Annotated in this window: 16 protein-coding genes; 11 read left to right on the top strand and 5 right to left on the bottom strand. The window is 75.0% G+C overall.

Going from position 1 to position 19,542, the window contains the following annotated elements; genetic code table 11:
- The first annotated feature begins 79 nt into the window (after positions 1–79).
- The 4 genes from ACFY4B_RS09525 to ACFY4B_RS09510 all read left to right on the top strand — a co-directional run bounded on the left by ACFY4B_RS09525 (position 80) and on the right by ACFY4B_RS09510 (position 4,594).
- A complete protein-coding gene (locus ACFY4B_RS09525; RefSeq protein WP_079272559.1) occupies positions 80–982 on the top strand; it encodes a ScpA family protein in 903 nt (300 codons plus the stop codon).
- Positions 983–1,224: 242 nt separating this feature from the next.
- A complete protein-coding gene (locus tag ACFY4B_RS09520) occupies positions 1,225–1,818 on the top strand; it encodes an SMC-Scp complex subunit ScpB (RefSeq protein ID WP_234348713.1) in 594 nt (197 codons plus the stop codon).
- Positions 1,819–1,880: 62 nt separating this feature from the next.
- Complete coding sequence (locus ACFY4B_RS09515; RefSeq protein WP_074004693.1) at positions 1,881–3,251, top strand: pseudouridine synthase; 1,371 nt, start codon at positions 1,881–1,883, stop codon at positions 3,249–3,251.
- A gap of 335 nt (positions 3,252–3,586) precedes the next feature.
- Complete coding sequence (locus tag ACFY4B_RS09510; protein ID WP_049659479.1) at positions 3,587–4,594, top strand: helix-turn-helix domain-containing protein; 1,008 nt, start codon at positions 3,587–3,589, stop codon at positions 4,592–4,594.
- A gap of 18 nt (positions 4,595–4,612) precedes the next feature.
- Here the strand turns inward: ACFY4B_RS09510 and ACFY4B_RS09505 are convergent, their stop codons facing one another.
- From ACFY4B_RS09505 to ACFY4B_RS09495, 3 genes are read right to left on the bottom strand one after another with little or no spacing between them, the layout of a single operon-like run.
- Positions 4,613–4,975, bottom strand: a complete 363-nt coding sequence (locus ACFY4B_RS09505) for a DUF952 domain-containing protein (RefSeq protein ID WP_049659481.1) — start codon at positions 4,973–4,975, stop codon at positions 4,613–4,615.
- Between the two features lie 55 nt (positions 4,976–5,030).
- Positions 5,031–6,578: a mucoidy inhibitor MuiA family protein gene (locus ACFY4B_RS09500; protein WP_387967062.1), complete on the bottom strand. Its 1,548-nt coding sequence runs from the start codon at positions 6,576–6,578 to the stop codon at positions 5,031–5,033.
- A 3-nt stretch (positions 6,579–6,581) separates the two neighbouring features.
- A complete protein-coding gene (locus ACFY4B_RS09495) occupies positions 6,582–8,834 on the bottom strand; it encodes a DUF4139 domain-containing protein (protein ID WP_387967061.1) in 2,253 nt (750 codons plus the stop codon).
- A gap of 336 nt (positions 8,835–9,170) precedes the next feature.
- Between ACFY4B_RS09495 and ACFY4B_RS09490 the strand changes: the two genes are divergently transcribed.
- From ACFY4B_RS09490 to der, 3 genes are all read left to right on the top strand, one after another.
- Complete coding sequence (locus tag ACFY4B_RS09490) at positions 9,171–10,256, top strand: prephenate dehydrogenase (RefSeq protein WP_049658411.1); 1,086 nt, start codon at positions 9,171–9,173, stop codon at positions 10,254–10,256.
- A gap of 216 nt (positions 10,257–10,472) precedes the next feature.
- Complete coding sequence (cmk, locus tag ACFY4B_RS09485) at positions 10,473–11,186, top strand: (d)CMP kinase (protein ID WP_049658412.1); 714 nt, start codon at positions 10,473–10,475, stop codon at positions 11,184–11,186.
- A 231-nt stretch (positions 11,187–11,417) separates the two neighbouring features.
- Complete coding sequence (der, locus tag ACFY4B_RS09480) at positions 11,418–12,872, top strand: ribosome biogenesis GTPase Der (RefSeq protein ID WP_049658414.1); 1,455 nt, start codon at positions 11,418–11,420, stop codon at positions 12,870–12,872.
- A gap of 150 nt (positions 12,873–13,022) precedes the next feature.
- On the opposite strand, the gene ACFY4B_RS09475 is transcribed toward der, so the two are convergent.
- Positions 13,023–13,841, bottom strand: coding sequence for a hypothetical protein (locus tag ACFY4B_RS09475; RefSeq protein WP_387967059.1), 819 nt, complete (start codon positions 13,839–13,841; stop codon positions 13,023–13,025).
- 280 nt (positions 13,842–14,121) lie between these two features.
- Positions 14,122–14,976: a hypothetical protein gene (locus tag ACFY4B_RS09470; protein WP_074004696.1), complete on the bottom strand. Its 855-nt coding sequence runs from the start codon at positions 14,974–14,976 to the stop codon at positions 14,122–14,124.
- Between the two features lie 591 nt (positions 14,977–15,567).
- On the opposite strand from ACFY4B_RS09470, the gene ACFY4B_RS09465 reads away from it, so the two are divergent.
- The 4 genes from ACFY4B_RS09465 (at position 15,568) to ACFY4B_RS09450 (ending at position 19,480) form a co-directional block, all read left to right on the top strand.
- Positions 15,568–16,386 carry a transglycosylase family protein gene (locus ACFY4B_RS09465; RefSeq protein WP_387967057.1) on the top strand — a complete coding sequence of 273 codons (819 nt, stop codon included), beginning with the start codon at positions 15,568–15,570 and terminating at the stop codon, positions 16,384–16,386.
- Positions 16,387–16,762: 376 nt separating this feature from the next.
- Entirely contained in the window at positions 16,763–17,452 is a 690-nt protein-coding gene (locus tag ACFY4B_RS09460) for an alpha-ketoglutarate-dependent dioxygenase AlkB family protein (protein WP_387967074.1), read from the top strand.
- Positions 17,453–17,639: 187 nt separating this feature from the next.
- Positions 17,640–18,509, top strand: coding sequence for an acyl-CoA thioesterase II (locus ACFY4B_RS09455; protein WP_117490115.1), 870 nt, complete (start codon positions 17,640–17,642; stop codon positions 18,507–18,509).
- 179 nt (positions 18,510–18,688) lie between these two features.
- A complete protein-coding gene (locus ACFY4B_RS09450) occupies positions 18,689–19,480 on the top strand; it encodes a DUF1684 domain-containing protein (RefSeq protein WP_074004698.1) in 792 nt (263 codons plus the stop codon).
- The last annotated feature ends 62 nt before the right edge of the window (positions 19,481–19,542 follow it).

Below are 19,542 nucleotides of genomic sequence, written 5' to 3'. Positions count from 1 at the left end.
GTCCGGGGCGCGGATGGCACGGCGTGTCGGTCGGCCCCGGGGCCGGACCGGAGGCGGGGACGGGTGAAGATGGACCGTCATGCCCAGAACCGCCGGACCAGCCGCCACCGTCACCGCCAGCACCACAGCCGCGAGCGCGACCGAGAACGAGTCGCGGGGCGGCTTCCGGGTACGGCTGGACAACTTCGAAGGCCCCTTCGACCTGCTGCTCAGCCTGATCGCCAAGCACCGGATGGACGTCACCGAGGTGGCGCTGGCCACCGTGACCGACGAGTTCATGGCGCACATCCGGGCGATGGGCCCCGACTGGGACCTGGACGCGGCGACCGAGTTCCTGGTGGTGGCCGCCACCCTGCTCGACCTCAAGGCCGCCCGGCTGCTGCCGGTGGCGGAGGTCGAGGACGAGGCCGACCTGGCCCTGCTGGAGGCCCGTGACCTGCTGTTCGCGCGGCTGCTCCAGTACCGGGCGTACAAGCGGGCGGCGGCGCTGTTCGGCGAACGCTGGGCGGCCGAGCTGCTGCGCCGGCCCCGGACCGCCGCCCTGGAGCCCCGGCACGCGGAGCTGCTGCCGGAGGTCGTCCTCGGCATCGGGCCGCGGCGGCTGGCCGAGCTGGCGGCCAGGGCGATGGAGCCCAGGCCCGCGCCGGTCGTGTACGTGGACCACATCCACACCCCGCCGGTGAGCGTGCGGGAGCAGGCCTCCCTGGTGGTGGGGCTGCTCACCGAGCTGGGTGAGGCCTCGTTCCGGCGGCTGGTGGAGGACGCGCCGGACGACCTGGTGGTGGTCGCCCGCTTCCTGGCGCTGCTGGAGCTGTACCGGGAGCGGGTGCTCGCCTTCGAGCAGCCGGAGGCGCTCGGCGAGCTGCTGGTGCGCTGGGTGGCCGAGGAGGGGCGGAGCGCGGTCGAGGTGACGGACGAGTTCGACCGGCCGGCCGGTGAGGCCGGTGGAGACGGCGGGGTCGAGGAGGGTCGGCGGCGATGAGCGGACGGGACGAGGGCGGCCGGCCGGTGCGGCGCCCGCTGGGGATGCCGGGGCGGCCGAGGGCCGAGGAGTGGCTGGAGCCGGCCTTCGCGCTGCTGCCGGACCCGGTGGAGCCCGCGGGGCCGGTCGGGCCGGTGGAGCCGGCCGGGGCGGTCGTCGTGCACCAGAAGTCGGCCCCGCCGGCCTCCGGTGCCGAGGGGCCCGCCGACGCCGGGCTGCGGGCCGACCTGGAGGCCGTGCTGATGGTCGTCGACGAGCCGGTGGCGGAGGAGCGGCTGGCCGGGGTGCTGGAGCGGCCCCGGGCCGAGGTGGCGGCCGCGCTGCGCGAGCTGTCCGCCGAGTACACGGCCCAGGGCCGCGGTTTCGACCTGCGGCTGGTCGCGGGCGGCTGGCGGTTCTACAGCCGGGACACCTGTTCCGCGGCCGTCGACCGCTTCCTCCTGGACGGCCGGCAGGCCCGGCTCAGCCAGGCCGCACTGGAGACCCTGGCGGTGATCGCCTACCGGCAGCCGGTGTCCAGATCCCGGGTTTCCGCCGTCCGTGGTGTGAACTGTGACGGCGTGATGCGTACCCTGGTACAGCGAGGACTGGTGGAAGAGGCCGGATCCGAGCCCGAAACAGGTGCGATCCTGTATCGGACGACGAACTACTTCCTGGAACGGATGGGGCTCCGCGGCCTGGACGAGCTGCCGGAGCTCGCTCCCTTCCTGCCCGAGGTCGACGACGTGGAAGCGGAGTCCCTGGAGGGCACGATGATCGCGGAGGCGGTCGCCGCCGCTGCCGCGCAGGCCGCGGACGGCAGTGGCGAGGCCGGTCGGGCCGGGCCCGATCGGTAGGGGGCGGTGAGGTCGGCCGAAACGACCGCACATCCCAGACGGAACGACGTACGGACACTTTGATGCGTAGCAGTGGCAACGGCAGGAACAGCAGCGGCGGCGGTAGCGGTCGCGGCGGACAGGGCGGGGGCCGGGGCGGCGGCTCCTCCTACGGCAGCGGCAGCGGCGGCGGCGGTAGCCGCGGCGGCTCGGGCTCGCGCGGGGGTTCGTACGGCGGCAGCGGTGGCGGCTCCTCCTACGGCGGCGGCCGTGGCGGTTCGGGCTCGGGTTCGAGCGCGGGTTCGCGCGGCGGCTCGTACGGCGGCGGCAGCGGTGGCGGCTCCTCGTACGGGGGCGGCCGTGGCGGTTCGGGCTCGGGTTCGAGCGCGGGTTCGCGCGGCGGCTCGTTCGGCCGTGACGACCGGCGCGACGACCGCCGTCGGGACGACCGTCGGGACGACCGGCGCTACCCGGACCGCCCGCTGCGGCCCGAGGAGCGCCGGTACGACCGCCCCGAGTACGGCGGCGGCCCCAACGCCACCCCGGCCCGCGGCGGCTACGCCGGCCGGCGCCCCAGCCCGGCCCCGCGCCCGCGCCGTGAGGGCCAGGGCGCCCCGGGCGACCCGCGCCGTCAGCCGCAGCGCTCCCGCGAGCTCCAGGCCAAGATCGAGGACGCCGTCCTCGCCCGGCACGACAAGCCGGCCGTCAAGCTGCCCAAGACCTTCGGCGAGCCCGAGGGCGAGCGCCTCCAGAAGGTGCTGGCCCGGGCCGGCATCGGCAGCCGGCGCGCCTGCGAGGAGCTGATCGAGCAGGGCCGGGTCGAGGTCAACGGCAAGCGCGTCACCGAGCAGGGCAAGCGGGTCGACCCGCAGAACGACGAGATCAAGGTGGACGGCCTGACCGTCGCCACCCAGTCGTACCTGTTCTTCGCGCTGAACAAGCCGGCCGGCGTGGTCTCCACCATGGAGGACCCGGACGGCCGCCAGTGCCTGGGCGACTACGTGACCAACCGGGAGACCCGGCTGTTCCACGTCGGCCGCCTGGACACCGAGACCGAGGGCATCATCCTGCTCACCAACCACGGTGAGCTGGCCCACCGCCTCACCCACCCGCGCTACGGCGTGACCAAGACCTACCTGGCCGCGATCCAGGGCCCGATCCCGCGCGACCTGGGCAAGCGGCTGGCCCAGGGCGTGGAGCTGGAGGACGGCTACGCGCGCGCCGACAGCTTCAAGGTCATCTCCAACATCGGCAAGAACTACATGGTCGAGGTGACCCTGCACGAGGGCCGCAAGCACATCGTCCGCCGGATGCTGGCCGAGGCCGGCTTCCCGGTCGAGAAGCTGGTGCGCACCCACTTCGGCCCGATCGCCCTGGGCGACCAGAAGTCGGGCTGGCTGCGCCGCCTGACCAACCCGGAGGTCGGCCAGCTGATGCGCGAGGTCGGCCTGTAGGCCCCGTCCGCTCCACCGGAGCCCCCGGTCGCACGTGCTGCGGCCGGGGGCTCCGGCGTTCCCGCGGCGGGGTCGGGTCGGCGTGCGGGCGTCCGTCCGCGGACGCCCGGTGCGGATGTGCTGTGGGGATGTCCGGGGGTGGATGTCCACGTTTCGGACGGGTCGTGTGAGCCGGGACGCAACCGCTGGTCACGGCCTTGTCAGCGCCATGATCCGTGGCCGAGGATGGCCACCGGAGCGCCGCCCCGCCCGGTGGCGGGACTGCGCCAGCACGGGGTGCGCGGGTCGGGGCGGGAGCGGCCGACGGAAACGGGCGAGCAGGGGGAGAGGGCGTCGTGTCCGATGCAGCACTGGGGCGGGCCGGCGGACAGGCCCTCGGCGCGCTGGGACTGGCGGAGCCGGACGGGCAGGTCTACGCGGCCCTGGTGGCCAGCCCGCAGTCCACGGCGGAGGAGCTGGCGGAGAGCTGCGGGCTGACGTTCCAGCAGAGCGTGCGGGCCCTGGACCGGTTGGCGCAGCAGGGCATGGCCACCCGGGCGCCGGTGGACCGGCACCGCTACCTGCCCGTCCCCCCGGACGTCGCGATCGGCACCCTGATCGGCCACCGGGAGTCGGAGCTGCGCTACGCCCGGGCCGAGATGCACCGGCTGATGGACGCCTTCCGGGAGGCCTCGCGGTACACCGACCCGGCGCACTCGGTGGAGGTGCTGACCGGCGGCGAGGCGATCGCCCAGCGGCTGGAGCACATCACCGAGACCAGCCAGTACCAGGTGCGCGGCTTCGACCGCCCGCCGTACATCCAGGACCCGGTGGCGCCGTTGACCCTGCAGCGGCGGCGGCTGCGCGAGGGCGTGAAGTTCCGGACGGTCTACGACCGGGAGGCGGTGGCCTGGCCGGGGCGGCTGGAGAAGAACATCCTGGTCGGCGTCGAGGACGGCGAGGAGGCGCGGGTCCGGCCGACGCTGCCGATGAAGATGATCATTTCGGACGACCGGATGGCGATCATCCCGATCAGCGTCGGCGACAGCGTGCTGGACGCCGCGTACGTGATCCACCCCTCGGCGCTGCTCCAGGCGCTGGACACGCTGTTCGAGGCGGAGTGGGAGCGGGCCGTCCGCCTCCAGGCGGCGGTTGGCACCGAGGACGCCGGGTCGGAGCCGGAGACCGACCACCGCAAGCTGCTGGGCCTGCTGGCGGCCGGCCTCACCGACGAGTCGATCGCCCGGTCGCTCGGCTGGAGCGCCCGGACCACCCAGCGCCGCCTCCAGAGCCTGATGCGCTCGCTGGGCGCCACCACCCGCTTCCAGGCCGGGATGGCGGCCCGGGAGCGGGGGTGGCTGTAGCGGGGACAGGAGGCTCCGTCAGCTCCAGGGGCTGAGCGAGGCCCAGCGGCCGTCCGGGCCGCGCTCGACCTTCTCCAGGCCGACCACGGCGGTGCGGTTCAGCCGCCCGTAGATGTGCGGGAACAGCACGCCCGGGGTGGCCCCGGGCGGCGGGGCGCCGTGCGGGGCCTCCCACTTCACCATCGGCTCCACCAGCGACTCCTCGATCAGCAGCGCCATCAGCGGGTCGGGGGTGTCGGAGAAGAAGGCGTTGGCCACCGCGAGCGCCGTCCGCTCGTCCGCCGAGCAGTGGATGAACCCGTCGGTGAGCAGCGACGCGGTGGCGTACGGGCGGCCGGGGTCGGACAGCCAGTCGTCCAGGGGGGCGAGGTGGAGGATCATGGTTCCTTTTCTACCCGTTGTCTCCGGATTGGTCCTGGGGTGCCGCCCGCGGCGGTCAGAGCCCGGCCACCTTGGCGGAGGCGGACACCTCGTACACCAGGGTGAGGGTGCGCCGGGCGCCGGGGGCGAGCGGGACGTCCCAGCGGACGATGCCCTCGGCGTCGAAGGAGTCCGGCGCCGGGGAGCACTCCTCCTTGCGCAGCCGCACCTCGACCGCCGACACCTCGGAGACCGGCACCCGCTCGCGCACCGTGACGATCCGCTCGTCGCGCTCCTCCGGGCCGGAGAAGCGGGACAGGTGCAGCCGGACCGTCCGGGTGGTGGTCTGGCGGCCGGTGAGGCCGGCGGTGGCCTGGCGCTCCTCGCTCTCCCGCACCACCCGGTAGCCGTCCGAACTGCCGAAGGACAGCTCGGCCTCGGCGCCGGCGGCGGTGAAGCGCAGCTCGCCGCGGCCGGTGAAGCCGCTGCCGCGGACCAGCTCGACCGGGCCGGACAGCAGCGGGTGCCCGGCCGCGTTGCGGAACCGGACCACCTGGGTGACCAGCGGGGACAGCTCCGGGGCGCAGGCGTACTCGCTGCCCGCCGGGCCGGTGAAGGCGCCCAGCGGCACCCGGTGCGCGCGGCCGTCGGAGGGCACGGTCGCGGGGGCGGGGGCGGGCAGCACCCGGACCTCGCCGCCGTCGTCCACGCCCGGCACCCGGGAGGCCGGGCCCAGGACGGCGACCGCCTCCTCGCGCAGCTCGACCTCGACCGTGCGGCGCTCCTCGTCGGTGCGCTCGCGCAGCACCAGGACGTCCTCGGCCACCGCGGGCGGGGCGGTGGCGAGGGCGGAGCGGGCGGTGGAGAAGGTGAGCCGGGCGTTCGTCCAGTCCTCGCCGGTGCGCTGCCAGACCACCGCCTCCGACTCCAGGCGCAGCTCGCCGCCGTCCAGGGTCGCCCGGTAGGAGGGCCGCCACAGCGCGCAGGGCACCAGGTGGGAGACGGTCAGCTCGGCGGGGCCGGGCCGGGCCGCCTCGACCGTGAGCTCCAGATGGGCGGTCAGCTCGGCCGGGTCCTCCTCGGCCTCGTCCAGGGCGGTCAGGGCCTGCGAGCGCTCCTCCTCCAGGCGGCGCAGCCGGGAGTGGGTGGCGCGCAGCTCCTCGCCGTAGCGCTCGCGCTCGGCGTCCACCCGGTCGAGCTCCCGGGCCCAGCGGTTGGGTTCGAGCTCGCCGAGGCCGGCCGCCTCGCCGATCTCGCGCAGCAGGTCCGCGGAGAGCTGGGCGAGCAGGGCCAGCCGGGCCTCCAGCCGGGCCCGGGCCTGGTCGGCCAGCCGGCTCTCGGCGTCCAGCCGGTGCAGCCGGTGGCGCAGGTCGGAGTCCTCCGGGCCGGGCGGCAGCGGGGCGCGCGGGGCCCAGCCGCGCACCAGCCGGGACTCCAGTACCCGGACGCCGTCGGTGCCGGACTCGACGCGCAGGGTGCGGTCGACGGCGAGGGCGGTGAGCGGGCCGAGGCGCAGCCGCTGCACGCCCGCGGCGAGCGCGACCGTCGTGCCGCGCTCGACCTGGCCGCGGTCCTCCAGGCAGGTCACGGCGGTGACGGGGAGGGGACGGGTCTCGACGGTCATCGCTCAGTTCCTCCGGTTTCCGCCGACGATGGCCTTTCCGGCCGGGATCTTGATCAGGTAGCCGCCGTCCAGCTCGGTGCGTCCGCCCGGCGGCAGGTCGACCCGCCAGAGCCGGGTGCTGGGCGGGCAGTCCGGCGTGGAGACGGTCGGGGCGTGCCAGTCGGCCCGCTCCTCGATCCGGATCTCGGCGTCGGAGCCGACCGGCACCCGCTCGCGGACCTCCACCGTGACGGCGCGTCCGAGCCGGTTGGCCAGCTGGACGTGCACCCGGTGGTCGAGGACGGTGCTGTTGCCCTTCAGCATGCCGGTGGTGGACTCGTGCAGCTCGGTGCGGCGCGCCACCTCGATGCTCTCGGCGACACCGATGCCCAGCCGACGGGTGCCGCCGGGGGCCAGCGTGGGCAGGGCGGCGGTGAGCAGGAACTCGTCGTCCACGGTGACCTCGGCCGGGCCGGCCAGGACGGCCTGGTCGGTGCGGTTGGCGAGCACCAGGGTCGCGTACACCTTCTCCTCGACGGCGGGGACGGTGACGTACTCGGGGCGGACGGCGAGCGGGATCTCACCGACGGTGACGGTGTGCCAGGTGCCGTCGGACGGGATGTCGGCGGGGGCGGCGGCGTCGAAGCGGTGGTCGAAGGAGCCGGCCGACTCGCGGGGTGGGACGGCGTGCCGGGGGAGGGCGAGGGTGCGGAGCTGTGTGGTGCCGCTGCCGCCGGGTGCTGTCCAGGCGGGTTCCTCGTACTCGAATCGCTCGAACCGTGCGGTCTGTGCGGTTCGTTCGGTTCGTTCGGGGCGGGGGTGCAGGGTGCCGCGCCGGGCGGCGGGCTCCTCGGGGCCGGCCAGGACGAGGTCGGGGTAGTCGAGCAGGGTGGCGTCCGGGGCGAGGCCGGGTGGCGGCGGGGCGGCGTGGCCGACGCGGCGGCGGACCTCCCCGGGCGGGAAGCCGCCCGGGCCCTGCGGCGGCGCGGCGGCGGCGACCGGGTAAGGGGTGGGCGGTGGGGCGCCGTAGCCGGCGAAGCCGCCGGGGGCGATCGGGGCGCCCGGCTCGATCGGGGCGCCCGGTGGCGCGGGCATCGGCTGGTCGGCGTTCAGCAGGCCGCCTCCGCCGTACGGGACGATGGGGGCGAACTGCTCCTCGGCCGCGAAGGCCTCGGCCCGGGAGCCGCCCGGACGGACGCCGCCGAGGCGGGCGGAGCGGGGCGCCACGGCGGCCGACACCGCGATCGGGGTCTCGCGTCGCGGGGCGGGGCGGCCGGCGCCGGCCGCGTCGTAGCCGGTGAAGAGGTCGGCCAGGCCGGCCGGGGGCTCGCGCCAGCCGGAGGGCGGCGGGGCGGGCTGGCTGCGGCCGATCCGCAGCGAGGCGAGCCGGGGCAGGTCGGTGCGGCGGTCGAGGTCGGCGGTGGACAGGGCGAGGCGCACGCCCGTCCAGTCCTCGCCGGTGCGCTGGGCGACGGCGGCGCGCAGGACCAGGTGGGCCGTGTCGGCGCCGGTCCGGTAGGACAGCCGGTAGGCCGGGACCCAGCGGGCGGCGGGGACGCCGTACTCCAGTTCCAGCTCCAGTTCCATGGTCTGGTCCTGGTCCTGGTTGTGGCCCTGGTCCTGGTCGGGGTGGGTGCTCGCGGTGGTGAGGGTGAGCAGGACGGTGGTGCTGGTGCCGACCGGTTCGGTCCGGTCGGCGGTGGACGCCCGCTCCAGCCGGTCGGCGGCCAGGTCGCGCTCGTGGTCGGCGAGTTCCAGCTGCCGGGTGAGCTCCTCGGCGCGCTCCTGGAGCCGGGCCAGCCGCTCCTCGACGAAGTCGGCGAGCTCCAGCCAGGCGTCGGCGGGCGTGCGGCGCAGCGGTTCGTCGCGTCGGCGCTGCGGGGGGACGGCGCGCAGCGCGGCGGTCTCGGCGATCGAGGCCTGGACCAGTCGCAGGCGTTCGCCGAGCGCGCTACGGCGCTCGTTGGCCTCGTCCAAGTCCCGCTTCAGTTCCGGGAGTTCGTCCGGTTCACGGAGTTCGGCGAGCAGCTCCAACCGGGCCTCGGTGACCGCGGCGCCAGCCGGTCCGGCGAGCACCCGGGCGCGTAGCGAGCGGCCGTCCAGGGCGGCGGGCAGGCCGGTCAGCCGCAGCCGTCCGCCGGGCGGGACCGGGACGGTCGCCCGTCGGCGGCACACCGCGCCCTCGGCGTACACGACGACGGAGTCCAGGACCGACGGGTGGGCCGGTACGGCCGGCGGTTTCGACTGCCCGCTCCGGCCGCTGTGCTGATCGTCCATGCGCAACCCCTTCGTTCGCGTGTCGCCCGCCGCGTGGCGCTCGTCGTGCCGTCCTGCTGTTCCCGCGGTGCTCGCCCGTGCCTTCCCCTTTCCCGGGCGGCCAGTCTGCCCGGCTTCGGGGCGGACGTCGCAGGATTTCCGGGTGCGGCGCGTGCACTGTGTGGGACGGGGGCGGGCGCGTGGCGGTTGCCGGTGCCGGAAGCTGCCGGGGCCGCCCCCGTGGTTGCCGGGTGGCGGGTGGGGACTTGGGCGGGGCGGATGAGGGAGGATGGGGCGCGGGTGCTCCCGGACGGTTCCGGCACCTGTCGAGAATCGTGATGAGGAGAGCGACCCGCCATGCGCACTGCCGTCGTCGTCGGCACCGGACTGATCGGCACCTCCGCCGCGCTCGCCCTGACCGCTCGCGGGCTGACCGTCCACCTGGAGGACGCCGACCCGGACGCGGCCCGCACCGCCGAGTCGCTCGGCGCGGGCATCACCGACCCGGTCGACGGCCCGGTGGACCTGGCGATCATCGCCGTGCCGCCCGCGCTGGTCGGCAAGGTGCTCGCCGACTGCCAGCGCCGCAACCTGGCCCACTGGTACACCGACGTCGCCAGCGTGAAGGCCGGCCCGGGCAGCGAGGTCGCCGAGCTCGGCTGCGACACCGTCCACTACATCGGTAGTCACCCGATGGCCGGCCGCGAGCGCTCCGGCCCGCTGGCCGCCCGCGCCGACATCTTCGAGGGCCGCCCCTGGGTGCTCACCCCGACCGCGGACACCGACACCGAGACGCTCAACGCCGCGCTGGAGCTGGTCGCGCTCTGCGGCGCGGTGCCGATCGTGATGGACGCCGCCGAGCACGACCGGGCGGTCGCCCTGGTCTCGCACGCCCCGCAGCTGGTCTCCTCGCTGGTCGCGGCCCGCCTGGAGAACGCCGACGAGACCGCCATAAGGCTCTCCGGCCAGGGCGTGCGCGACGTCACCAGGATCGCCGCCTCCAACCCCGGCATGTGGGTCGACATCCTCTCCGCCAACGCCGGCGCCGTCGCCGACGTGCTGGAGGGGGTCGCCCGCGACCTCGGCGAGACCGTCACCGCGCTGCGCGCCATGCAGGCCGACGAGGAGGGCGAGCGCCGGGTGGGCGCGGCCGGGATCGAGGCGGTCATGCGGCGCGGCAACACCGGCCAGGCCCGCATCCCCGGCAAGCACGGCGCGCCGCCCACCCGCTACGAGACCCTGGCGGTCGTCCTGGGTGACCAGCCGGGCGAGCTGGGCCGGCTGTTCGGGGAGGTCGGCGAGGCCGGGGTCAACATCGAGGACGTCGTCATCGAGCACTCGACCGGGCAGCAGGTCGGCTTCGTCCAGCTGTCGGTGGCGCCGACGGCGGTGAAGCGGCTGACCAAGGCGCTGCGGGCGAGCGGCTGGAGCGTGCGGGACTGAGGTGCGGGGCCGGTCGGGGCGGGCCGGAGGGGCCTGGCGGTCGGGCCTGGTTTCGGGCTTGGTCTCGGGCCTGGTCCCGGGCCTGGTCCCGGGCCCGGAGGTCGGCCGACCGGCGGCGGAGCGGGTCACGGCGGCGGTCCATTAACCTTGAGGGAGACATCCCCGGCCGTCCGCCTGCCCAGGCTCCGGCTCCCATGCTCAGAGAGAGGTTCGCCCGTGGACACTGCCGACCGAGCGCACGCCCCGGTCGTCGTCGCCATCGACGGACCTTCCGGCTCCGGCAAGTCGACCGTCTCGCGGGCGGTCGCCGCCCGGCTGGGCCTGAGCTTCCTGGACACCGGCGCCATGTACCGGGCGATGACCTGGTGGATGCTGGTCAACGAGGTCGACGTCGAGGACCCGGAGGCGGTGGCCGTCGCGTGCGGCAAGCCCGTCATCGTGTCGGGGACGGACGCCGACGGCCCCACCATCACGGTGGACGGCCAGGACGTGTCCGGCCCGATCCGCGGCCCCGAGGTGACCGCCAAGGTCAGCGCCGTGTCCGCGGTGCCGGCCGTACGGTCCCGACTGGTGGACTTGCAGCGCGGCTGCGCCGAGGTCGCCGAGCGCGGCATCGTCGCCGAGGGCCGGGACATGGGGACCGTGGTGTTCCCGCAGGCCACCGTCAAGGTCTTCCTGACCGCCTCCGTGGAGGCCCGGGCCGCGCGCCGGGCGGCCGAGCTGCGGGCCAAGGGCGTGGACGAGGCGACCATCACCGCGATGGCCGCCGACCTCGCGCGCCGCGACGCCGCCGACTCCTCGCGGGAGACGGCCCCGCTGGCCCAGGCCGCGGACGCGGTGCTGGTGGACACCAGCGAGCTCACCCTGGAGCAGGTGATCGACCGGATCGCCGGGCTGGTGGAGGAGCGGGCCGGGCTGTCGTCGGTCTGACCGACCGACCGGCCGATGGTCCGACCGACTGATCGGCTGATCGGCCGACCGGACATCGGACCGGCGCTGATCGACCGGGTACCGGAGCGGCCGTGGAGGCCGGTCCGACCCACTGAACGAACCGCGGGCCGTCGAGGCGCCGCGGCGGAAACCATCGCGCTGCCCCGAGCGGGGCAGGTACGCACGGCACGCCCCTGGGAAGGGCCGGGCCGGGAAACGGAACAGACGAACATGACCGCAGAGCACGACACCGCCGATCACGGCGGGCTGGACGCCGCCGACTACGCCGAGTTCATGGCCCTCGCGGCCGAGGAGGGCATCGACCTCGACGGCTTCGACGCCGAGGACGGCGGCGCGCACGTCCGGCTGCCGGTGCTGGCCGTGGTCGGCCGCCCGAACGTCGGCAAGTCGACCCTGGTGAACCGCATCATCGGCCGCCGCGAGGCCGTCGTCGAGGACAAGCCGGGCGTCACCCGCGACCGGGTCACGTACGAGGCCAGCTGGAACGGCCGCCGCTTCAAGGTGGTCGACACCGGCGGCTGGGAGATCGACGTCCTCGGCATCGACGCCATGGTGGCCGCCCAGGCCGAGCTCGGCATCGAGCAGGCCGACGCGGTGCTGTTCGTGGTGGACGCCAAGGTCGGCGCCACCGACACCGACGAGGCCCTGATCAAGATCATCCGCCGGGCCGGCAAGCCGACCGTCCTGTGCGCCAACAAGGTCGACGGCCCCTCCACCGAGGCCGAGGCCGCCTACCTGTGGTCGCTGGGCCTGGGCGAGCCGTACCCGGTCTCCGCCCTGCACGGCCGCGGCTCCGGCGACCTGCTGGACGCCGTCATGGACGCGCTGCCCGAGGCCCCGCCGCAGACCTTCGGCGACGCCGCCCCCGGCGGCCCGCGCCGCATCGCGCTGATCGGCCGGCCCAACGTCGGCAAGTCCAGCCTGCTGAACAAGGTCGCCGGCGAGGAGCGGGTCGTCGTCAACGAGCTGGCCGGCACCACCCGCGACCCGGTCGACGAGATGATCGACCTCGGCGGCAAGACCTGGAAGTTCGTGGACACCGCTGGTATCCGCCGCCGGGTCCACCTGACCGCCGGTGCCGACTTCTACGCCTCGCTGCGCACCTCCTCCGCGCTGGAGAAGGCCGAGGTCGCGGTCGTCCTGATCGACGCCAGCGAGACCCTCGCCGAGCAGGACACCCGGATCATCTCGATGGCCGTCGAGGCCGGGCGCGCCGTCGTCGTCGCCTACAACAAGTGGGACCAGCTCGACGAGGAGCGCCGCTACTACCTGGAGCGCGAGATCGAGCGCGACCTCGTCCAGGTGCAGTGGGCCCCGCGGGTCAACGTCTCGGCCAAGACCGGCCGGCACATGGAGAAGCTCGTCCCGGCGATCGAGACCGCGCTGGAGGGCTGGGAGACCCGCATCCCGACCGCGCGCCTGAACGCCTTCCTCGGCGAGCTGGTCGCCGCCCACCCGCACCCGATCCGCGGCGGCAAGCAGCCGCGTGTCCTGTTCGGCACCCAGGCGGGCACCCGTCCGCCGCGCTTCGTGCTGTTCGCCTCGGGCTTCCTGGAGGCCGGCTACCGGCGCTTCATCGAGCGCCGGCTGCGCGAGGAGTTCGGGTTCGTCGGGACGCCGATCTCGATCTCGGTGCGGGTCCGGGAGAAGCGCAAGAAGAAGTAGTAGGAGCAGCAGCAGTCGGTAGGACCGGTCGGTCCGCCGACCGACGGCCGGAGGGCCTCGCCACGGTGGTGGCGGGGCCCTCCGGCGTGTCCGGGGTGGGTTTCCCGGTCGGGGCCGGTCCGGGGTGCGGGCCGGGGTGCGGGCCGGGTGTCAGCGGTGGTCGACGGTGGGGCCCGGGGGGAGGGAGAGCATCTGGCGGTGGCGGCCGCCGCTGGACGGCGCGGGGGCGAGACCGGTGGCCGTACCCATCACCGGGGAGGGCGCGGGCGGCGCCGGCGGTGCGGGCGCGGGCACCGGCATCGGGTGCGGAGCCGCGCCCAGGTAGCCGGCCGCGACCCAGCCCTGACCGTCGGTGAACTGGGCGGCGGGGACGGCGGGTTGGTCCTGGACGGGGGCCGGGGCGGCGGGGCCGAGGCCGTCGCCGGTGGGGGACTCGGGGTGGTGGCCGTGGTGGTGGCCAGTGCTGTGGGTGCCGGGGTGGGCGCTGCTGGTGTGACGGCCGGTGTGGCTTCCGGCGTGCGTGCCGGGGTGGCCTCCGCCGGTGTGGTTGCCGGTGTGGGAGTTGCTGTGGGGGGTGGCGTGGGCGCCGGTGTGGCCCCCGCTGTGACTGTGCTGCTGGCCGCCGGTGGGGCCGGAGCCGTGGTGCTGGGAGCCCGGCATGAACTGGGGGAGGCCCGGCGCCTGGCCCGGAAGGGTGTGGAAGGTCTGCTGCTGGGGCGGGTACGGGCGCTGCTCGCCGTGCAGCGGGTAGCTGTCGCGGACCGCGAAGCCGGTGAACTTCAGGTCCTCCTCGTTCGAGCGGTCACCGGGCAGGGCGCGGAAGAGGCGCCGGTACTCGGAGTACAGCTCGTCGTAGATCGGCGTCGCGGAGTGCGGGTGCTCGGCGTCGTACGAGGGGCGCATGCCCGGGATCGAGCGCGAGGCGCTGGCGGACCGGCCGGGGGACGCGGAGACGTCGTAGCTGTACACGTAGGGGCCAACGAGCGAGAGGGGCGGGGGATGCGGGCCCTGGGGGCGGGGGTGCGCCTACACGCCGGAGTGCGCAACGGGTGCGCGCGCCGGGCGGGGTGTGGGCACGCCGGGGCGGACGCGGGCACGGCGGAGTGAAGCGGGGCGCGCAGGGCGCGGGCGGGGTGCGGCGGGGTGTTCCCGGGCATGGCGCGCGGCGGGGTGTCGCGGGCGTGCGCCCGCCGGACGGCTGCCGTGGGGTGGGAGGCGGCCGTCCGGCGGGTCGGGGCGCGGAGCCGGATCAGGTGCCGGCGAGCGGGAGGGAGGCGGCGACCACCTGGCCCAGCGCCACCGCCCGTTCCAGCGCCTGGCGCAGCAGGTCCTCGCGGGGCTGCCGGCCGACCATGCCGGCCGGCACGGCGTACATCGTCACCTCGGAGAGCTGGCTCGCGGCCATCCGCCAGGCGTCGGTGACCTGGAGCGGCTGGTGCGCCTGCCACCAGCCGGTGCTGCCGCCGGCCGCGGCGGGCTGGAGGATCGCGTGCAGCTTGCCCATCGCGACCAGGACGGACCAGCCGGGCAGCTGGTCCGGGGTCTCGTCCAGGTCGGTGACGGGCTGGAAGCCGGCGTCCTGGAGCAGGTCGAGGAACTCGTCCTCGCCCGAGGTGCTGCCGGGGCGGCCGACCGGTCCGGTCGGCTCGACCACCAGCGAGGCGTGCCCGACCTTGCCGTGCAGGACCAGCCCGCAGGTGATGCCGAGGATGGCGGCCTGGCCGGGGGCGGCCGGCTGGGTCGGGGCCGGGCCGACGGGCGCGGCCGGGGCCGGCGCGGGGGCGCTCGGCACGGCGGCGGGGACGGCGAGGTCCGGGCCGCCGGGCTGGGTCTGGCTGATGCTGCGGACGGCGCCCGCCAGCTGCTCCTCGGAGACCGGGACGACCTGGGAGGGGATGCAGCGGGCGTGCGCGAAGGCGAGGACGGCGGTCTCGTCGCCGACGAACAGCACGGTGCTGGTGGGCTCCACGTGCGTGTCGCCGGGGGTCCGGCAGGAGGTGCACTCGTAGCCGTCGGGGGCGCGGTCGCCACCTAGCAGGCGGTCGGCTTCGTCGTCGCCGATCTCGGACCGGACCTCGTCGCTGACGTCGAGCATGCGCGGCACAGGGTCTCCTCGGATGGGTGTGGATGGGGTGCTGGGGCGGACACGGAGAGGTCGCCATGCCCAACGGGCCCTTGTGTCAGGCGTCACGGGTGCCCCTGGAGGCTGACGTGAATTGCCTCGGATCCGACCGCACCGCGTGTTCTCGTGGTCGCAATCTGTCGATGTCGGTGCCGGGACTGCCGGAATCAAACAGTGAGGTGAGTCACGGAGTCTGGATGTTTGATCTAGGAATCGACGGCTAAAGCGGACAATTCGGGCATGATTGCATGGTCGTTACCGCCGGTAACCCTTGGCTGAGCTGGGCAGACCGTCGAAGTTTTGGATTCCCCGTTGATCGGCTCGTAGCTTCTTGGACGGCGCAACGAGCGCCACCCGGGTTCACCCCCGACGCACAGCCCCCCGGTCCGCCGGGCGTGGCAGGTGCCCGCCGACGCGATCGCTCGAACACGTCGTCGGCGAGCGGCTGGGTGGCCGGGGCGGCAAGCGGCACGTCCGACACGTGCCCGGCCGCCCGACGGACGCAGCGAGTGATCACGGCCCTTCCCGGGGTCTGGTTCCGCATGCCCGCCCGGGGCTGTCGAGAGGAACCTCATGACCTTCCGTAACGAGACCGCCGCTGCCACCACCTCCACCGCCACCAAGCGCAACCGCGTTCGGATGGCTGTCGTGGCGGGCGCCGCTGTCGCGGCCCTGCCGGTGGCCGGCCTCGTCACGGCCACCTCGGCCTCCGCCGCCTCCGTCTCCACCTGGGACGCCGTCGCCCAGTGCGAGAGCGGCGGCAACTGGGCCATCAACACCGGCAACGGTTTCTACGGCGGTCTGCAGTTCACCTCCAGCACCTGGGCCGCCTTCGGTGGCACCGCCTACGCCTCGCAGGCCAACCAGGCCACCAAGGCGCAGCAGATCGCCGTCGCGGAGAAGGTCCTCGCCTCGCAGGGCCCGGGCGCCTGGCCCGTCTGCTCCGTCAAGGCCGGCCTGACCAAGGGCGGCGCCCCGGCCGCCGTCGACACCTCGGCGGGCTCCGCCGCCGGCTCGACCGCCGCCAAGCCGGCGCAGACCCCGAAGCCCGCCGCCAAGCCGGCCGAGGCCCCGAAGGCCGCGCCCAAGGCCCAGGCCGCGCCGAAGGCTCAGGCCGCGCCGAAGAACGACGCCGCCGCGCCGAAGGCTGCCGCCCCGAGGGCCGACGCCCAGAAGTCCGCGCCGAAGGCCGACCAGGGCGCCAAGTCCTGGAACCGCTCGAACGACGCCAAGCCGGCCGCCAAGGGCGACTACACCGTCAAGGCCGGTGACACCCTGAGCTCCATCGCCGCCGCGCAGGGCCTGGACTGGCACGACCTGTACCAGAACAACGCCAAGGTCATCGGTGGCAACCCGGACCTGATCTTCCCGGGCCAGACCCTCAGCATCTGAGGTCTGCCCAGCTGAGGCCTCCTCGAGCACGTGAGGCCCCGTGCGCGGCCGGCATCGGCTGCCCGGGGCTCACCGTGCCGGTGCCCGACCGGGTGCCGATGTGCCGATCTGTTCATGCGCCGATCTGTCGGTGCGTCGGCTGTCGGTGCGTCGACGTACGGATGTGCGTACCGATGTGCACGGCTTTCACGGCCGCTTCTCCGCCGCGCGGGTTCCTCCGCCGGTCGGGGGAGCGGCCGTCGGCGTTCCCGCGGGCGGGAGTCGGGGTCGCGCGGGGGTGCGCCCGCCGTCGGCGGCGGCCGGGCTGGGCGCGGGGCTGGGCCCGAGTGGGCGCGGGTCGGCCCAGGCGGGCGCGGTGCGGGAGGATGGTGGGGTGATCCAGGGCGAGCTGTTCGGTGATCCGGGTGGGTCCCCGGCCGCGCGCGAGCGCTCCGAGCCGGCCCCCGGCGCCGTCCTGCTGCCCGGCTGGCTGGACCTCGACGCGCAGCGGCGCCTGGTCACCGCCTGTCGGGAGTGGGCCCGCCCGCCGGCCGGTCTGCACGCCGTGCGGATGCCCACCGGCGGGGTGATGTCCGTCCGGATGGTGAGCCTCGGCCTGCACTGGTACCCGTACGGCTACCGGGAGGTCGCCGAGGACGGCGCGCCCGTCAAGCCGTTCCCGCGGCTGCTCGGGGACCTGGCGCGCGGGGCCGTCGCCGAGGCGTACGGGGCCGCGCTGGGGGAGGTCGCGGGGGCGGCGTCGTACGCGCCGGACATCGCGATCGTCAACCACTACGCACACGGCGCGAAGATGGGCCTCCACCAGGACCGCGACGAGCGGGCGGACGCGCCGGTGGTCTCGCTCTCGCTGGGCGACGGCTGCGTCTTCCGGCTCGGGAACACCGAGACCAGGACCCGGCCGTGGACGGACCTGGAGCTGCGCAGCGGCGACCTGCTGGTGTTCGGCGGCCCGGCCCGGTTCGCGTACCACGGGGTGGTGCGGACGCTGCCGGGGACGGCCGATCCGGCGCTGGGGCTGCTCGGGCGGCTCAACATCACGGTGCGGGAGTCGGGGCTGGGGGCGTAGCCGGAGGTCGTGCGGCCGGTGGGGGCCTCCTGGCCGACCAGGCCGTCCCGTCCGTCACCTGCTCGTCGGCTCGCCTACTCGTTCGAGTGAACTGGGCGTTCCGGACCGCTGCGCGGGAATGACCCGGGTCGCCAAAGGATTCGATTGAGCTGGAGAATTGTTCGGAGTCCGGAGAGGAAACGTGCCCATGGGTACCCCCGTCGACGACCTTGTCGATCTGCTCGACCTTGAGCAGATCGAACTCAACATCTTCCGTGGGCGCAGCCCCGAGGAGGCGCTGCAACGGACGTTCGGCGGCCAGGTCGCCGGGCAGGCGCTGGTCGCGGCGGGGCGCACGGTGGACGACGAGCGCCCGGTCCACTCGCTGCACGCCTACTTCCTGCGCCCCGGGGTCCCCGGCGTGCCGATCGTCTACCAGGTCGACCGGATCCGTGACGGCCGGTCCTTCACCACCCGTCGGGTGCTCGGCATCCAGGGCGGCCGGTCGATCTTCGCCCTCACCGCCGACTTCCACAGACCCGAGGAGGCCGGCATCGAGCACCAGTACCCGATGCCGCCCGTCGCCGCCCCCGAGGACCTGCCCAGCGCCCTGGACGAGGTCGGCTCCCGGCTCGGCGAGCTGCCCCCGTTCATCAGCCGCCGCCAGCCCTTCGACATCCGCTACGTCGACCGGCTGCGCTGGACGAAGGAGGAGCTGGAGGGCGTCGAGGCGCGCAGCGGCGTCTGGCTGCGTACCAACGGCCCGCTGCCGGACGACCCGCTGATCCACGTCTGCGCCCTCACCTACGCCAGCGACATGACGCTGCTGGACGCCGTCCGCGCCCCGGTCGAGCCGCTGTGGGGCGAGCGGAGCTTCGACATGGCCTCGCTCGACCACGCGATGTGGTTCCACCAGCCGTTCCGGGCGGACGACTGGCTGCTGTACCAGCAGGAGTCCCCGATCGCGCACGGCGCGCGCGGCCTGGCCCGCGGGCAGATCTTCGACCGGCACGGCCGGCTGGTGGTGTCCGTGGTGCAGGAGGGGCTGTTCCGTCCGCTGAAGCGCCGCGAGGGGTAGGTGTGTGGCCGGAGTGGTGCCCCGTGTTGTGCCCGGTGTCGGCGCGTTGCCGCCGTGTTGCGGTTTCGGCGACATCGGGCCGACGGGAATGATCCGTCCGCGCGGACGGTGTTGTGGATGACGGAGGACGGGCGGCCCGAACAGCGGGCCGTCCACGGACCGACCGGGAGGGTGGACCGATGACGGAGACGGCCGCGGAGGACTGGAAGCACTGGAGCGACGGCCGGGCGGCGTCGGTGAGCGCGCAGCACGGCCAGCTCGCACTCACCGGCACGCACTGGCTGGAGCCCGAGCCCGCCGAGATCCCCGGCCTGCCCGGGCGCTGGTGGGCCGACGCCGAGGGCGTCCGGGTCCGGGCGGCGGCGTCCGACGGCATCACGGTCGACGGCGCCGACGCACCGGTGGACGGCGAGGCGCTGCTGCGCCCGGACAGCGACCCGGCCGCCGACACCGCCGTCCTGGGAGGCCTGCTGCTCGTCCCGATCGAGCGCGAGGGCGAGCTGGCCCTGCGGGTCTTCGACCCGGCCGCACCCCGCCGGACGGCGTTCGCGGGCATCTCCGCCTTCCCGTACGCGCCCGAGTGGGCCGTGCCCGCCGTCTTCACCCCGTTCGAGGACGACGACGCCCGGTCGGTCGTCGTCCCGAACGCCGACGGCCGGGAGCGCCCGCTGGCCGTGTCCGGGCAGATCGCCTTCACGGTGGCGGGCGAGCACCGCACCCTGACCGTCAGCCGGTCGGGCGATCGGCTCAGCGGCGTGATCGCGGACACGACCAGCGGCATCGACACCTACCGCTTCCGCTTCATCACCCTGCCCGCGCCCGACGCCGAGGGCCGCACCGTCCTCGACCTCAACCGGGCCTACCTGCCGCCGTGCGCCTTCTCGGACCACTTCATCTGCCCGTTCCCGCCGCCGGGCAACCGGCTGGACTTCGCGGTGGAGGCGGGGGAGAGGCAGGTGCTGAGCCGGTAGCGGGGGCCTCGCGGGTGGGGCCGGGGCGTCGCGGGCGGGGGCGGGCTTTCGCTGGGGCGGCC

The organism is Kitasatospora sp. NPDC001261, assembly GCF_042896795.1.
Lineage (GTDB): Bacteria > Actinomycetota > Actinomycetes > Streptomycetales > Streptomycetaceae > Kitasatospora.
Note: the sequence above shows the minus strand (reverse complement) of the source record. Positions and strands in the feature narration are given on the sequence as shown.

What these genes read in the sequence shown, in the direction of transcription:
- ACFY4B_RS09495 (WP_387967061.1), bottom strand. Translation starts at nt 8,834, where the DNA reads ATGGACGATCAGCACAGCGGCCGGAGCGGGCAGTCGAAACCGCCGGCC.
- ACFY4B_RS09500 (WP_387967062.1), bottom strand. Translation starts at nt 6,578, where the DNA reads ATGACCGTCGAGACCCGTCCCCTCCCCGTCACCGCCGTGACCTGCCTG.
- ACFY4B_RS09465 (WP_387967057.1), top strand. Translation starts at nt 15,568, where the DNA reads ATGACCTTCCGTAACGAGACCGCCGCTGCCACCACCTCCACCGCCACC.
- ACFY4B_RS09515 (WP_074004693.1), top strand. Translation starts at nt 1,881, where the DNA reads ATGCGTAGCAGTGGCAACGGCAGGAACAGCAGCGGCGGCGGTAGCGGT.
- ACFY4B_RS09490 (WP_049658411.1), top strand. Translation starts at nt 9,171, where the DNA reads ATGCGCACTGCCGTCGTCGTCGGCACCGGACTGATCGGCACCTCCGCC.
- ACFY4B_RS09520 (WP_234348713.1), top strand. Translation starts at nt 1,225, where the DNA reads ATGGTCGTCGACGAGCCGGTGGCGGAGGAGCGGCTGGCCGGGGTGCTG.
- der (WP_049658414.1), top strand. Translation starts at nt 11,418, where the DNA reads ATGACCGCAGAGCACGACACCGCCGATCACGGCGGGCTGGACGCCGCC.
- ACFY4B_RS09450 (WP_074004698.1), top strand. Translation starts at nt 18,689, where the DNA reads ATGACGGAGACGGCCGCGGAGGACTGGAAGCACTGGAGCGACGGCCGG.
- ACFY4B_RS09455 (WP_117490115.1), top strand. Translation starts at nt 17,640, where the DNA reads ATGGGTACCCCCGTCGACGACCTTGTCGATCTGCTCGACCTTGAGCAG.
- ACFY4B_RS09525 (WP_079272559.1), top strand. Translation starts at nt 80, where the DNA reads ATGCCCAGAACCGCCGGACCAGCCGCCACCGTCACCGCCAGCACCACA.
- ACFY4B_RS09505 (WP_049659481.1), bottom strand. Translation starts at nt 4,975, where the DNA reads ATGATCCTCCACCTCGCCCCCCTGGACGACTGGCTGTCCGACCCCGGC.